The organism is Pseudomonas sp. GW821-FHT09C08, assembly GCF_059418125.1.
This window is the reverse complement of the sequence record NZ_JBWKPG010000005.1, coordinates 629,828-644,401: the sequence shown is the minus strand read 5'-3', so window position 1 is coordinate 644,401 and position 14,574 is coordinate 629,828. Positions and strand designations below refer to the sequence as shown.

The 14,574-nt window shown below is 59.4% G+C and carries 10 protein-coding genes and 1 rRNA gene; 3 read left to right on the top strand and 8 right to left on the bottom strand.

Annotated elements, in window-relative coordinates:
- Positions 1-138: 138 nt before the first annotated feature.
- Positions 139-254 (top strand): 5S ribosomal RNA (gene rrf / locus AC07OJ_RS20805).
- Between the two features lie 184 nt (positions 255-438).
- Here rrf and AC07OJ_RS20800 read toward each other — a convergent pair.
- From AC07OJ_RS20800 to AC07OJ_RS20790, 3 genes are all read right to left on the bottom strand, one after another.
- Positions 439-2,934: a TonB-dependent siderophore receptor gene (locus AC07OJ_RS20800; RefSeq protein WP_495095088.1), complete on the bottom strand. Its 2,496-nt coding sequence runs from the start codon at positions 2,932-2,934 to the stop codon at positions 439-441.
- A 91-nt stretch (positions 2,935-3,025) separates the two neighbouring features.
- Entirely contained in the window at positions 3,026-4,009 is a 984-nt protein-coding gene (locus tag AC07OJ_RS20795; RefSeq protein WP_495095087.1) for a FecR domain-containing protein, read from the bottom strand.
- Positions 4,006-4,521 (bottom strand): sigma-70 family RNA polymerase sigma factor, encoded by a 516-nt coding sequence (locus AC07OJ_RS20790; protein WP_495095086.1) that lies wholly within the window; start codon positions 4,519-4,521, stop codon positions 4,006-4,008. Before AC07OJ_RS20790 ends, AC07OJ_RS20795 begins: the two co-directional genes overlap by 4 nt.
- 278 nt (positions 4,522-4,799) lie before the next feature.
- Here AC07OJ_RS20790 and AC07OJ_RS20785 point away from each other — a divergent pair, with 278 nt between their 5' ends.
- Entirely contained in the window at positions 4,800-6,680 is a 1,881-nt protein-coding gene (locus AC07OJ_RS20785) for a methyl-accepting chemotaxis protein (protein ID WP_106805516.1), read from the top strand.
- A gap of 45 nt (positions 6,681-6,725) precedes the next feature.
- Here AC07OJ_RS20785 and AC07OJ_RS20780 read toward each other — a convergent pair whose 3' ends face one another.
- From AC07OJ_RS20780 to AC07OJ_RS20760, 5 genes are all read right to left on the bottom strand, one after another.
- Positions 6,726-7,184, bottom strand: a complete 459-nt coding sequence (locus tag AC07OJ_RS20780; RefSeq protein ID WP_282397474.1) for an SRPBCC family protein — start codon at positions 7,182-7,184, stop codon at positions 6,726-6,728.
- 19 nt (positions 7,185-7,203) lie between these two features.
- Positions 7,204-10,581 (bottom strand): amino acid adenylation domain-containing protein, encoded by a 3,378-nt coding sequence (locus tag AC07OJ_RS20775; RefSeq protein ID WP_495095085.1) that lies wholly within the window; start codon positions 10,579-10,581, stop codon positions 7,204-7,206.
- Complete coding sequence (locus AC07OJ_RS20770) at positions 10,578-11,525, bottom strand: diiron oxygenase (RefSeq protein WP_201143276.1); 948 nt, start codon at positions 11,523-11,525, stop codon at positions 10,578-10,580. The genes AC07OJ_RS20775 and AC07OJ_RS20770 overlap by 4 nt, the downstream gene beginning before the upstream one ends.
- Entirely contained in the window at positions 11,522-12,280 is a 759-nt protein-coding gene (locus AC07OJ_RS20765; protein ID WP_495095084.1) for a DUF3050 domain-containing protein, read from the bottom strand. Before AC07OJ_RS20765 ends, AC07OJ_RS20770 begins: the two co-directional genes overlap by 4 nt.
- A gap of 335 nt (positions 12,281-12,615) precedes the next feature.
- A complete protein-coding gene (locus AC07OJ_RS20760; RefSeq protein ID WP_065899498.1) occupies positions 12,616-13,314 on the bottom strand; it encodes a GntR family transcriptional regulator in 699 nt (232 codons plus the stop codon).
- Positions 13,315-13,683: 369 nt separating this feature from the next.
- Here AC07OJ_RS20760 and AC07OJ_RS20755 point away from each other — a divergent pair, with 369 nt between their 5' ends.
- On the top strand, positions 13,684-14,574 hold the full coding sequence (locus AC07OJ_RS20755; RefSeq protein WP_106805511.1) for a TauD/TfdA dioxygenase family protein: 891 nt from the start codon (positions 13,684-13,686) through the stop codon (positions 14,572-14,574).

Genomic DNA, 14,574 nt, shown 5'->3' with positions numbered 1-14,574 from the left:
TCCCCATGTGAGAGTAGGTCATCGTCAAGATTAAATTCCAGAACCCCTGTTTGCTAACGCAGACAGGGGTTTTGTTTATGTAGAAGTCCATGAATTTCATCGGCACGTTGCTTCATAACGGGCTGATACACAGAATTTCTTGACGACCATAGAGCATTGGAACCACCTGATCCCATCCCGAACTCAGCAGTGAAACGATGCATCGCCGATGGTAGTGTGGGGTTTCCCCATGTGAGAGTAGGTCATCGTCAAGATTGAATTCCGAAACCCCTGTCTGCTAGCGCAGACAGGGGTTTTGTCGTTTATGGGAAGATGGAAACCTCTGTGGTTCGAACGCCTGGGCATCCGAGAGACGCAATCCAAAGGGCAACCCATATTGCAGACACAAAAAAGCCAGTGCCTGCTATCAGGCACTGGCTGGGTTTGAACGCTATCGGATTAGAATTGGTAACTCAGCGTTGCGCTGACGTTGCGTTCTTCCCCCAGATAGCAGAAGTTCAGGCTGGCACAGGAGGCTACATACGTCTCGTTGGTCAGGTTATTGGCATTCAGTCGCACATCCACACCCTTCAAGCCGACCTTGCCTAAGTCGTAACCCAGCGAAGCATCAAACAAGGTGTAGGACGGTACCTTCATGGTGTTCTCCGCATCTGTCCAGCTGTACCCGACATAGCGCACACCGCCCCCAAGCCGCACTCCGTCCAAGGCGCCACTATCAAATTTGTAGTCCGCCCACACCGAGGCCATATGACGAGGTGCCTGTGTCGGCGAGTTGCCCTTGTTCTCAATCACGTTGTCCGCGGTACTCAAGGTACTCACCATCGACTTGGAATACTCGATGTCGGTGAAGGTGTAGCTACCCAAGACCTTCAGGTTATCGGTTAGCTGCATATGAGCCTCCAACTCCAACCCCTGAGAGCGCACAGCGCCTACGGCACGATAGAAGTTCTCCTGTGGCAGCTTGGTCGCGAGGTTCTCCTGGTCGATGCGAAACCATGAGGCTGTAAACAGGTTGTCAGTGCCCGGCGGTTGATACTTCAGCCCCACCTCCCACTGCGTCCCGTCCGTAGGCGCGAGAGGGTTGCCCGCGCTGTCTGAATAAGAGTTCGGATTGAAGGACTCGGAGTAGCTGACATACGGCGCCAGGCCGCTATCAAACAAGTACAACGCGCCCGCGCGGCCGGTGAGCTTGGTTCGCTTGTCACTGATCTCAGTGCCGAGTGGTCGCCCCGCCTCAGCGATACGATTTTCATCGGACGTCTCTACCCAGTCCTGGCGCATTCCCAGGGAAAAACGCCACTTATCCATTTCGATCAGGTCCTGCAAATAAACGCCAGTCTGTTCCAGGCGTCGCAGATAACTGGTCGGGCTGTAGTAGCTGATAGCCGAGTTGCCATAGACCGGGTTGAACGCATTGATCGGTTGCAGTGACCCGCTCGTCCAGTCCACCACCGTTTTACGTCGTTGATAATCTGCGCCCATCAGCACGGTGTGCTGGGTGGCCCCCGTAAAGAATTCGGCTTGCAGCATGTTATCGATGATGAACGCATGCAGCTTCTCATCGCCGCCCGAGTAGTAGCGATTCAGTTCATTGCTGGTCGGTGTGGTCCAGCCGTAGGCGTATACCTGATCCAACTTCACCTTGGAGTCCAGGTAACGAAAGTTCTGGCGCGCGGTGAAGACATCATTGAAGCGATGCTCAAACTGATAGCCAAACGACTGCTGATCGCGCTTATAACCATCGACCCCCGGCTCACCCTCAAAGAAGTGGCTGGAGATCCGCTGACCATTGCGCTGATGCAATGCCCCATCTGCCGGCATCCCGCCGTGGTAGCCGCCGTCGGGATCGTGCTGCAGATACGCTTGCAGTGTCAGCGAAGTGTCATCGGTAAAATCGATGCTCAGCGTCGGCGCCAATGCGAAGCGCTTTTCCTTGGCGTGATCAAACTGTGTGTCGGACTTATCCGTTAGCCCCGTGAGTCGATAGGCAATGCGCTTGTCATCATCCACAGGCCCACTGAAGTCAAAGCCCATGCCGCGCTGTCCGTTGCTGCCCACGGTTGCCTGCACCTGGTGATAAGGCTCGAACAATGGCTTCTTGCTGGTCAGCGCCACCAGGCCGCCGGGCGAACTGCGTCCATACAGCACTGAAGAGGGGCCCTTGAGAATGTCCACGCGTTCCAGAAAGTACGGATCCACCTGCATCGTGCTGTACGTACCGCTGTCCCCCATGGACTTCAGCCCATCAAGGTAAATGTTATCCACAGAACCATCGTTGAAGCCGCGCATTGCCACATAGTCATATCGATGAGTGGCGCCGTATGGGTTGGTCAACACGCCAGGGGTGTAACGCATGGCTTGCGCAACCGTCTGTGAGCCCTGGTCGTCCATCTGCTCGCGCGTGACGACCGAAACCGTTTGCGAGGTTTCCAGCAACGCGGTGCTGGTCTTGGTCGCGATCTGGCTGTGAGTCGCGTTGTAGCCTTCCATGCTTCCCAGTGCGTTACCCAAGGCAAATCCCTTGATATCAGTGGTCGGTAACGTGAGCGCAGTACTTTGCGGCGTCGCCTGCAGCACGAAACTGACACCGTCTTCGGAAATAGCCTGCAAGCCGGAGCCGTTGAGCAAATGATTCAGGCCCTGTTCGGCGGAGTACTCGCCCTGCAGTCCGGTCGATTGTCGGCCCTGAGTTTGCGCAGGCGTGGCGGAAAGAGTGATGCCTGCCTGCCGGGCGAACTGATTGAGCGCGTCGCTCAGCGGCCCTGCGGGAATCTCATAGTGTTGACTGACCTGTACGGCAGCTGCCTCTGCGGCCATGCTGCTGGTCGATACCACGCTGATGCCCATCGCTGTCGACAGCATTGCCGCGCGTACGGCTTTCCTCAATAACGGGTAGGAAGAGTTGGAAGAGTTGCGGGGAAAACGCACAGTCATGATCAAGGTCCGTAGAGGCCGGTGAGGGCAGATTGAAGGCTTACTGTCTAAGCCGGTCTCACGGGAAAAAGCCGCCAAAAAAGTCAGCAGATCAGACAGACCGCTCAAGGCTTACCCACCAACGTGTGCGATAGCGCACCTGGACGGGCAGGGTCTGCGGCAAGATCGCCAGCAACTTGTCGGTGTCTTCCAGGCGGAAAACCCCCGATAGCCGCAGGTCGGCGACATCTGCCGAGCAACCCAGATAGCCATGACGATAACGTCCTACTTCCGCTAGGAAATCAGCCAGGCGCATGGCACGCGTCACGATCAGCCCATCAGCCCAGGCGCTGATGTCCATATCCAGGGGGGGGACAAGGGTGGCCTGGGTCGGGCTCACGAGGTAGTTTTCGCCCGCGTGAACCTGCGTTGACAGGCCATCTGCCTGGTGCGGGGAATGAATGGCGACATTGCCGCTGACCACACTCAGCCGCGTGCATTCGCTGTCTTGGCGTACGGCGAACCGGCCATCGATGCCTTCGAGCAAGCCGTGGCGGGTTTTCACCAGCAACGGCGTGGATGCGGCCGCGCCGCAGGTCACCAGGATTTCGCCGCGCAGCAGGGTGATCAGGCGTTGCTGCGGGTTGAAGTCCAGGTCCACTGCACTGTCAGTATTGAGTTGCAGGCGGGTGCCATCCGGCAACTGGATGCTGCGCCGTTCGCCGGTGGCCGTAGCGAGGTCGGAGGTCCAGCGCTGCCAGCCGGTGAGGTCGCGACTGATCCAGGCCGCGGATCCGAGCAGCACGACACCCGACAACAGCTTCAGCGCCTGCCGTCGTCCCAGCCCCTGTGCACTGCTCTCAAGTGCCCTATGCGCTCCGGGAATCGCCGTGAGTTGGCTGCTCAATTCCTGTTGCAGCGCCTGCACCCGTTGCCAGGCCAGTTCGTGGTCGAGGTGAGCGGCGCGCCAATGCTCACATTGCGCGCGCAGGCGCACATTGGCGCGGTTGTTACGCAGGCGCAGTGCCCAGCTGATAGCTTGTTTGACCACCTGGGGATCCGGCCCGGAACGCGCGACGTTATCCATCGGCGTCATGATTCATACCGCAGCACGTAACAGTGGTAGAGCGCTTCGGCGACGTATCGCTCGACCGAGCGCAGCGACACGTCCATCTGTTGCGCGATTTGCTTGTAAGTCAATCCATCGCACTGAGCCAATAGAAAAGCCTTACGCACCTTTGGCTTCAGTCCTTCAAGAAGCCGGGCGACCTCTTCCAACAACTCCAGCACCAATGCCCGCGCTTCGGCACTCGGGGCCAATGCTTCCGGCAAATGGGCGATGGACTCAAGGTAGGCCCGTTCGATCTCCTCGCGACGCCAGTGATCAATCACTAAGCCGCGTGCGATGGTGCGCAGGAAAGCCCGAGGTGCCCTGAGTTCAAACCGTTCGGTTTTCTGCAGCAGCCGCACAAAGGTGTCTTGAGCCAGGTCTGCAGCATCCGCAGCATTCCCCAGGCGCTCGCGCAGCCAGGTCTTCAGCCAGTGGTGATGGGTGCTGTAAAGCGTGTGCACGACATTTTCACACGCGAGGTACTCAGAAGACGGCATTCAAACTGACCTGGCCAAACGTTACAAATGATAATTAGTCGCATTGTTTGGGAGGCTGAAAAAATTTGCAACTCTGATCCTTGTATGACAACCACTTGTCGGTTTCCTACGCAAAATAAGGATCCTTCTCACAATTTCCTAAGTTTTGCCTGGGCCTGGCCGAAAGCCTGACGAGCCATGCGTGCACCGAAATAGAGCAGCCCCAGAAGCTGCCTATACCGTACATGGAATGTTCCACTCGGCACGCTCACCCCCCTTTGGCAAAAGAAGTCGATGAAATGAATCTCAAATTCAGTCATAAAATTCTGTTGGCCGCGTCAGGCGTCGTGGTTCTGGCCTTCGCGTTATTCACCCTCTACAACGACTACCTGCAACGCAGCACCATCAAGCAGAACCTGGAATCGTCTATCCAGCAATCCGGTGAACTCACTGCCAGCAGTGTGCAGAACTGGCTCAGTGGTCGAATACTGGTGCTCGAAAGCCTGACGCAAAACATTGCCCATCAGGGCAGTGGTGCCGACCTCCCAGGATTGGTCGATCAGGCGGCCTTCACCTCCAACTTCCAGTTCACCTATGTCGGGCAAACCAACGGTGTGTTTACCCAACGTCCTGACGCGAAGATGCCCGACGGCTATGACCCTCGCCAGCGCCCCTGGTACAAGCAAGCTGTGGCCGCCGATAAGCCCATGCTCACGCCGCCGTACATGGCCGCAGTGGGTGGGCAGATCGTAACCATCGCCATGCCGGTGAAAAAGAACGGCGAATTGCTCGGTGTGGTCGGTGGCGACCTGAGCCTGCAGACCTTGGTGAAGATCATCAACTCGGTGGATTTCGGCGGTATTGGCCACGCGTTTCTGGTCAGTGGTGACGGCCAGGTCATCGTCAGTCCGGATCAGGACCAGGTGATGAAAAACCTCAAGGACATCTACCCAGGCACCCACGTCCGTATCGAGAAAGTCAGCCAGGATGTGGTCCTCAATGGTCAGGACCGGATCTTGTCATTCACCCCTATCAGCGGGTTGCCGGGTGCAGATTGGTACATCGGCCTGTCGATCGATAAAGACAAAGCCTACGCACCGCTGGGTAAATTCCGTACTTCCGCACTGATCGCCATGCTGATCGCCGTGGTCGTCATTGCTGTGCTGCTGAGCTTGCTGATCCAGGTACTGCTGCGCCCTCTGACTACCATGGGTGTGGCCATGCAGGACATTGCCCAGGGCGAGGGCGATTTGACCCGCCGCCTGGCTGTCACCAGCAAGGATGAGTTCGGCGAAGTCGGCAGTGCGTTCAATCAGTTCGTGGAGCGCATTCACGCCTCGATTTCCGAAGTGTCTTCGGCCACTCGCCAGGTGCATGACTTGTCGCAGCGCGTGATGGCGTCTTCGAACGCCTCGATCGTCGGCTCCGACGAACAAAGCGCCCGCACCAATAGCGTGGCCGCCGCAATCAATGAGCTGGGGGCGGCCACTCAGGAAATCGCACGTAACGCCGCCGACGCTTCCCAGCATGCCAGCGGTGCCAGTGAGCAGGCCGACGATGGCCGCAAAGTGGTGGAGCAGACCATCCTGGCGATGTCTGCGCTGTCGCAGAAGATCAGCCTGTCCTGCACGCAGATCGAAACCCTGAATGCCAGCACCGACAATATTGGCCACATCCTTGATGTGATCAAAGGCATCTCCCAGCAAACCAACTTGCTCGCGCTCAACGCCGCCATCGAAGCGGCACGTGCTGGCGAGGCCGGGCGTGGTTTTGCGGTGGTCGCCGATGAGGTCCGCAACCTGGCTCACCGTACCCAGGAGTCGGCCGAAGAGATCCACAAGATGATCACCTCGCTGCAAGTGGGCTCGCGTGAAGCGGTGACAACCATGAATGCCAGCCAGGCATCCAGCGAAGAGAGCGTAGAAGTCGCCAACCAGGCCGGTGAGCGCCTGGTCAGCGTGACGCAGCGGATCGTCGAGATCGATGGCATGAACCAATCCGTCGCCGCGGCCACCGAGGAGCAGACCGCGGTAGTGGAAACGCTCAACGTCGACATCAACCAGATCAACCTGCTGAACCAGCAGGGTGTGGCCAACCTGAATGAAACCTTGAAGGACTGCGATGCGCTTTCGCAGCAGGCCAATCGGTTGAAGCAACTGGTCGATAGCTTCAAGATTTGAACCGCTGATCAACCTGGCAGGCGCGGAGCATTCTGCTCCTGCCGCTCAACCCAGCAACCGCCGCACATTCTCCAGCGCACTGTCGGCGAACCCCTGCAAGAACTGCTCGAATCCAGCCTGTGCTGCATCCATGGGCTCGGCAACGAGGGTCCAGGTCACCCTGGAACACTCCGTACCCATGGCTTCCACCTGGATGGCCGCCCACAACCTGGCCACGCCCAGCGTGTTGTAGAGGGTGGTCCAGGTCATGTGCATGGCATGTTCGTCGCGGCTGTTGAGTTGCTCCACGACACAGTGGCCGTCGCGGAAAAACTTGCGGCGTAAAGCGCCCACGCCGGTGCCGATCATTTCGATATGCGTGAGCGCCGGGATGAACACGTTGAAGCCGGCAAACTGCCCCACCATGCTCCACAGGCGGGCGGCAGGGCAGTCGACCACGACAGAGGCCACGATCGGCGGGGCGCTCGGGTTGCGGATTAATGTATCGGGTTGCAGTGGTTTCATGAGGGTGTCCTGAGGCGTTTCAAAGAAAGCCGATGGCCTTGAGGTAGTTGCAGCCTTTGCTCAGCAGTGCCGCGTCTTTTTCCGGGTACTGCTCCCCCATCTGCCGGACGCCTTGCCGCGCGTTGTCATGGCGAATCATTGAGGTGTCGCCGATGTCTTCGTCCAGGCGGTCGAGGTAAAAGCCGAGCACGCCAAACAATGCGTTGTCCTGGTTTACCGTGCGCAGCGCCTGCTGCCAGTGCGCGATGCTCACCCGTTCGAACCTGTGGCCCGCCTGGCTGAAGGCATCCAGGTAGTGCGCCCAACTCAAAGGCTGTGGGTTGTGCAGGTTGAACACGCTTGCGCCTGCTTGAAAGCTGGCGCAGTGGAACGCAATGAACCGGGCCAGGAAGTCCACGGGCATCAGGTCGAAATTGAGTTCCAGACGCGGTAGCAGGCCCAACTGGAGCGAGCCTTTGAGCATCAGCATCAGGCGATTTTTCTGCGGCTGGCAGGCACCGTTGCGGCTGTTGAAACTGATGTTTCCGGGGCGATGGATATTCACCCAGGCACCTTGGCTTACCGCGTGCCCCAACTGCCGTTCGGCAACCCATTTGGAGAGGTTGTAGCCGTTCTTCAGATACAGCGGCAACGTGTCTGATGCCGGCGCTTCGAGCACGTGCCCCGAGGCGTCGATGCTGCTGCAGGCCGACAGCGTCGAGATAAAATTGAAGACTTTCTTGCGGCGGGTCTCGCACAGGCGCAAGCACTCGAAGATAGGCTCGACGTTGTCCCTGGCCAGCGTGGCGTATTCCATCACGTGGTTGACGCGCGCGGCGTTGTGCACCAACACGCCGTAGTCTTCGGCAAGCGCGTCATACACCTCATTGGCCAGGCCCAACAGCGGCAGGCTGATGTCGGCCGCGAACACCCGTACTCGGCTCAGGTCGAGACCTTCCAGGTGGTATTCGCGCAACGCATGCTGGAAGCGCGCCATCGCCGTGTGCCCCGGTTCTTCCCTTACCAGGCAAGCCACCTCGGTCGCGCCACCGGCCAATAGCGCTTCGACGATATGCACGCCGACGAAGCTGTTGGCGCCTGTCACGATCACTTTGTGCGCGTCGCCCGCGCGGTCCTCGGGCAGTGTGTGGATCACCCGCTGCCGTTGAGCATCCTTCACCGCCTGGCCAGACGGAGAGTCGGGTCGTTGACCATCTTCCAGCAAGGTCGCGAGCGTACGAATCGTCGGGACTTCAATGAAATGGCTCAAGGCGAAACTGCGTCCGAATAGCTCGCGAGTGCGCAGCAACAGGGTCGACAGCAAAATGGAGTGGCCGCCGAGGTCGAAGAACCCCTCATCGATAGACAACCCGCCGGCGGGTACTGCCAACAGTTCGCTCCACAGGTGGGTCAATCGCACCTGCAACGGGGTGCGTGCAGTGCGTTGGCTGGGCTGCGTCGGCGCTGGCATCGGCAGGGCCCGCAGAGCCTGGCGGTCGACCTTGCCGTTGCTGGTGGGCGGCATACAGGGCAACTCGCTCCAGCAACCGGGCTGCATGTAATCCGGTAGTTGTTGCCGCGCATGCTGTTGCAGGGCCGCGATTGTGGCGCCCGGTCGGGGTTGGGCGACGAACGCCCGGATGCTGCCGTCTCGGTCGATTACCACCGCCACCTGGCGATACAGCTGACTGTTGCGCAGGCAATGTTCAATGTCCTGGGGCTCGACCCGAAAACCACGGATCTTCACCTGATCGTCGCGCCGCCCTCCAAACACAATGCCGTCGGCAGTCCACTTGGCCAGGTCACCGCTGCGGTAGGCCGGCAGGGTCTGGCCGCCAGGCACCGCCAGCGTCACAAAAGGGTTGGCGGCCCCTTGGGGCACGTTCACATACCCCAGGCTTACACCGGGGCCGACGATATACACCTCGCCCATCACCTGTTCATCCACCGGTTGCAGCTGGTCGTCGAGGATCAGCACCTGGCTGTTGGCGATAGGCTGGCCAAGGCTGCGATTGCTGTCGCCGGGGCGCAAGGTGCGATGGCAGACCAACACAGTGGCCTCGGTGGGGCCATAGAGGTTGTGAAACTGGCATTGTCCCGCCAACTGCTCGATCACATGGGGCTCGCAGACATCGCCTCCGGTCAGCAGGTGCGTCAGGCCCAGTGGTTGATCAAGCGGCAGAATGTTGAGAAGGGCAGGGGGTAGAAAGGCGTGAGTGACGTGTTGCCGGCGCAGCAGGTCGAGCAGTTGCCGGGGATCGCGTCGTTGCGCTTCGCTGGGGACGATCAGCTCGGCGCCTGCTATCAGCGCGGGAAAGATATCGATCAGCGACGAATCGAAGCTCAACGGCGAAAACTGCAGCACACGGCTGTGTTCTCCCATGTCCATGCAGGACCTGAACCAGGCCGTGAAATGCGCCAGGTTGCCCTGGCTGAGCAGCACGCCCTTGGGCTGGCCGGTGGTGCCCGAGGTGAAGAGCGCCATGCAAGGCGCATCGGGGCAGTGGCGAGGGTGCATCAGTGCCGCGTTGGTGTCGGCATCGTGCGGGCTCACCCTACTCACATCCAAAGCACTGAAGTGCCCCCGCAAGGGGTGTTGGCCGGCATCCAGCAACACCCGTGCTCCCGCGCTGTCGAGCATACCCTGATGGCGGTGGGGAGGCTGTTCCAGGCCCAAGGGCAGGTACACCGCCCCACAGCCCAACACTGCAAGAATGCTGGCGTACAGCTCGATGGATTTCTCCAGGTATACGCCGACCACCGCTGGCGTCTCGACTGCTTCCAGCAGAGGGCGCAACCGGCGCTGGATCGCCAGCGTCAGGACCTGCAACTGGCGGTAGGTCACCTGGCGTCCGGCGATATTCAACGCAGGCCTGTCGGCGAACATATGAAGGCTGGCCTGCACCCGTTCGATCACGGGGACCCGGGCCTCCTGCAGCAATGCAGGGTCTGCGGTTTGATTGAATCGGTGTATGAACGCCAGCGCCTCAAGCGCTCGCAAGTCGTGCTCCGGCCAGTCATTGGCTACCGCACTCGAACAGAAGTGCCCAGGGTCCCGCGAGAAACCGCTGACGTGCAGCGCGATCCATTCAACCAGCGCACCGGTCACTTGTTGGCGCAGGCGCTGGCCGTTGCCACTGGGCTCATCGGCGATGTCCAGCACCGCCAGCAGTCGCCGCTCATGCCCGTAGGCCCGCAGTTGCAGGGCGGGCAGGCCGTGCTCGTTCAACGGCCCCATGCCGGCGCGCAGGCCTAGCATCGGGTGATGGTCCGCGTGTGTCGGCAATGCCTGGCTACCGTCTTCAATCAACAGGTCGATAGCCTCGTCGCCCGCGATATGCCCATACCGTTCCAGCTCTTGCCGGATAGCACCAAGGGCGCTGCTGGTGCCGCTCCAGCCGATCTCCAGGCGCCTCATATCGGCCTCCCGGGCACCGGCAGATAGTCCTTCAACGCCAGCGCCACACTGGGTGTCTGCAGCAAGCCGCTGTGCTGCAGGAAGCCCATGATATTTCCCAGCAAGGGATGCTGGCGGTGGATGGGGAACGCCAGCGCGGCGACTTCATCGCGCAGTGCATTGCGCAAGCTGTGGCTGATGTCGAGGTGGTCAATCAGGTGCAGGTCGAAGTTTTTCTGCAAGTCATTGGTCAGGTAATGGGCGAGGAACGTCGGCAGTACCTGAGCGATGCTGTCGCGGTCGGCCGCGCTCGCGGATTGCCAATACAGACGCACCAGCCGCGTCCAGAATTGCGCATGACGACCTTCGTCAAACAGGTGGTCGGCCATCAATCCACGGACAGAGGCCTTGACGCTGCTGTCCTTGGAGAACGCCGCCACCTCCTGGGTCACGGTATTTTCGGCGATGGCCACCCCGATCAGCTCCACGGCATCGCGAAGGTGAGCGGGTACCTGCGCTTGTGCCGCCGGCAGGGCGTGGCTCAATTCGATCTGGCCTGGCAGGTCCAGCGGTTGGATGCCGGTCATGGCCACGGTTTGTTGCAGGAAATCCAGCGCGACCAGCGCGTGATAATCCTCGTCGACCACGACCGTCATCGCGTCTACGCGGCAGGCCAGCGGGAAGGGCAGCGAGAAGCGATTCTTGGCAATGCTGCGCGCGGTCTTGTCGACGATCTCGGTTTCGAAAATCACCACGTCGTTGATGAATTTGTAGAAGCTCTGCACCAGCACGAAGTCGCGCCAATGCACACAGTGTTCGAGAAAGGTCGCGCTGAGTACCAGGGGTTGGCGGCTCAGGGGATAGATCAATTTGTCATCGTTTTCGAGCCAGCGACGGGGGCGGGTGCGAATGGTTGCGCGGCGCTCCCAGTCGTCGGCAATGGAGGGGTAGTCGGTGCTGTTCATGGGCGCACCCTGTGCAGCGAGGCCCGCACCTCATCCCAGAAGGCAAGGCGGCTCTGCACCGCCGCAAGGGCTGTGTCGCAGGCTTGGCGCGGGTAATCCGGATCCGCACTGACCAGGCGCTCCAGCAACCGCTCGGCCGCCGGCCCGTGCTCCTGGGAGTCCACTTCGATATGGCGCTTGAGATAGCCCTGCAAGGTAGGCGCCGGGTCATGAGTGAGTTCATCGGCTTGCAGGAGGTGCTCGAACATCGTCGGGATGACCCGTTCACGGCCGTGAAGAAACGCCGCCGCGACACAATGAGTCGACGCGTTCAATGCAATGTGCAGCGTGGCACTGACAAAGTGGGCAACACCGGCAGGCACATCGACCGCCTGCAACGCCGAGTCGGCCTCCAGGCCCTGGCGCAGCAGCGCGATAAAATGCTCGATCGCCGAAGTGCTGGCGCCGACCTCGGCCATGGCCTCCAGGTACAGTTCGAAGTGGCTGCAATAGCCTTGTCGGGGATGCGAGTCCGATTCTTCGCCCAGTACAATTTCATTGATCAGGCGCGCAGCGTGTGGGTCGGCAGGTGGCAGCCAGGGCAGGCGAGTACCGGCCAGGTCCTGTTGCAGACGTTTGGTCAGGGTCATGAAATCCCACACCGCAAATACATGACTTTCCATAAAAAGTTGTAACTTGTGGCGCGAAGTTATTTCTGCAAATAACGGGTGATTGCATAACTGCAATTTGGTCTGTTCAAGTAACGGTTGATACATGGTTGATGCCTATAAGTTGTTGCGTCTGCTGTAGGAACAGCGAGGGGCTATTGTGATCGGCAATAAAGAAAAGCGGATGTAAACCAGGCGTGATGCGCACGGCCGCCCACAGGCGGTGTGGCGCTGTTGAATAGGGCGGCTGGTTTAGTGATAAAAGATAATAAGCGGGTTAAACAGTTTGGCGAGCATACAAATGTGTTAGAAGTTTTTCTAAATAATATGTGCTGTCAGTAAGTTACTCTATTGCAAGTAGGAGATATCTTCAGTGCTACGCCCCTGTCCGACGGTGGGGCGTAGCGCTTGAGGGGCGATAGGGGTAAACAGAGGTGCGCGGCTTAGTTGTCGCCTTTGTCCAGGCCATTGAGGTAGGTCGTAATCACTTCCATGCCACGCATCAGGTGATTGCGCAGGGTCAGGATGCTTTCATCGATTTTCTTCTGTGCCACCAGTTGCAGCAGCTCACGGTGGTCTTCCTGGGAGGTTTCGCCCAATCCCATCGCTTCCAGGTTGAAACGCAAGAAGCGCTCCTCCTCATTCAACCCGTGCTCCACCAACTTGAGCAACCGCTGGTTGGGTGCCTTGCCATAAAGTGCCATGTGGAACAGGCGGTTGAGGCGGCCAATCTCGGCGTAGTCTTTTTCTTGCTCCAGCGCACAGATCAAGGCGTCGGCTTCGGCAATATCGGCCTCTGTGAGCAAGGGGATCGACAAGCGCAGGGCTTCAGACTCCAGCAACATTCGCAGTGCATAGGTTTCCGCCGAGTTATCTTCGATCAACGGTGCGACCACGGCGCCCTTGTGTGTCACCACATGCAGCAGTGACTGGGCTTCGAGCTGGCGCAGGGCTTCACGCACGGGCATGCGGCTGACCCCGAACAGGCTGGCCAGCTCCTGTTGGCGCATGGCAGTACCGCAAGGCAATCGCCCATCCAGGATGGCATTGCGCAAGGTTTCTTCAATCACGGAGCGAGCGAGATGGGCGGGAATAGGACCGCTGATCTTGATGCTGTTCAATGGGTTCGGCTTCTGCGTCACGGTTACGCTATCCTCCTTATTAGAATAGGGGTGGCTAATTGGATCCAATGCACACTAGAGACTGCTTATAGGCTTGTCAAACGGGCACGGTTTCGGCTTGTAAGCGGTTCAACACAGCGCTCCTGGCGCCCACATCCAGCCTTTATGGCGTCTTACGCGACCCGGTTTCAAGAGCCGCCTGCCGAGTCGGCATTCGCCGCAGGTGTTGCACTGGACTCAACGCTCTATTACCCCGCTGTTTATTGCGTCGATAGCGCGCCGGACGCGGTTGCGCCGCTACATTCCCGCATATCGATATTCACTAACGGTATTTAAACTGCTGTTCTTATATCTATAAAGTCACTCTCCTGTCTGACCGGGAGTGACCTCATGTCCGCCACCTCTACTGTTCCAACAGCGACCACCGCCCAAACATTCGAGATTCGTCCACTGCCCGGCAGCGTTGGTGCCGAGATCATCGGCCTGGACTTGTCCCGCCCGGTCAGCGACGAGGATTTCGCGCGCATTCACCGCGCCCACCTGGACCATCACGTGGTGGTCTTCCGCGACCAGCGCATCACCCCCGAGCAGCAGATCGCCTTCAGTCGCCGCTTCGGTGTGCTGCAGATCCACGTGCTCAAGCAGTTCCTGCTGGCCAATCACCCGGAGATCCTCATCGTTTCCAACATCATCGAAAATGGCCAATCCATCGGCCTGGGGGATGCGGGCAAGTTCTGGCATTCGGACCTGTCTTATAAAGAGCTGCCGAGCCTGGGCTCGATGCTTCACGCCCAGGAGCTGCCCTCCGAAGGCGGCGACACGTTGTTCGCCGACATGCACAAGGCCTGGGACCAATTGCCCGAGCACCTGCGCAAAGCCGTTGAAGGCCGCAGCGCCGCGCACTCCTATACCGCGCGCTACAGCGAAACCAAATTCGAAGGTAACTGGCGCCCGACGCTGACCCCCGAGCAGCTCGCCCAGGTGGCCGAGGTCGTGCACCCCATCGTGCGCACCCACCCGGAAAACGGACGCAAGGCACTGTTTGTCAGTGAAGGCTTCACTACCCGCATTGTTGGCCTGCCGGAAGACGAAAGTCGTGACCTGCTCGCCCAGCTCTACGCCCACAGCGTGTTGCCACACAACATCTACCGCCATCAATGGCAGCCCCATGACCTGGTGTTCTGGGATAACCGCTCGTTGATCCACCTGGCCGCCGGTTGCCCGAGCAATCTGCGCCGCAAGCTCTATCGCACCACCATCCAGGGCGACGCGCCTTTCTGA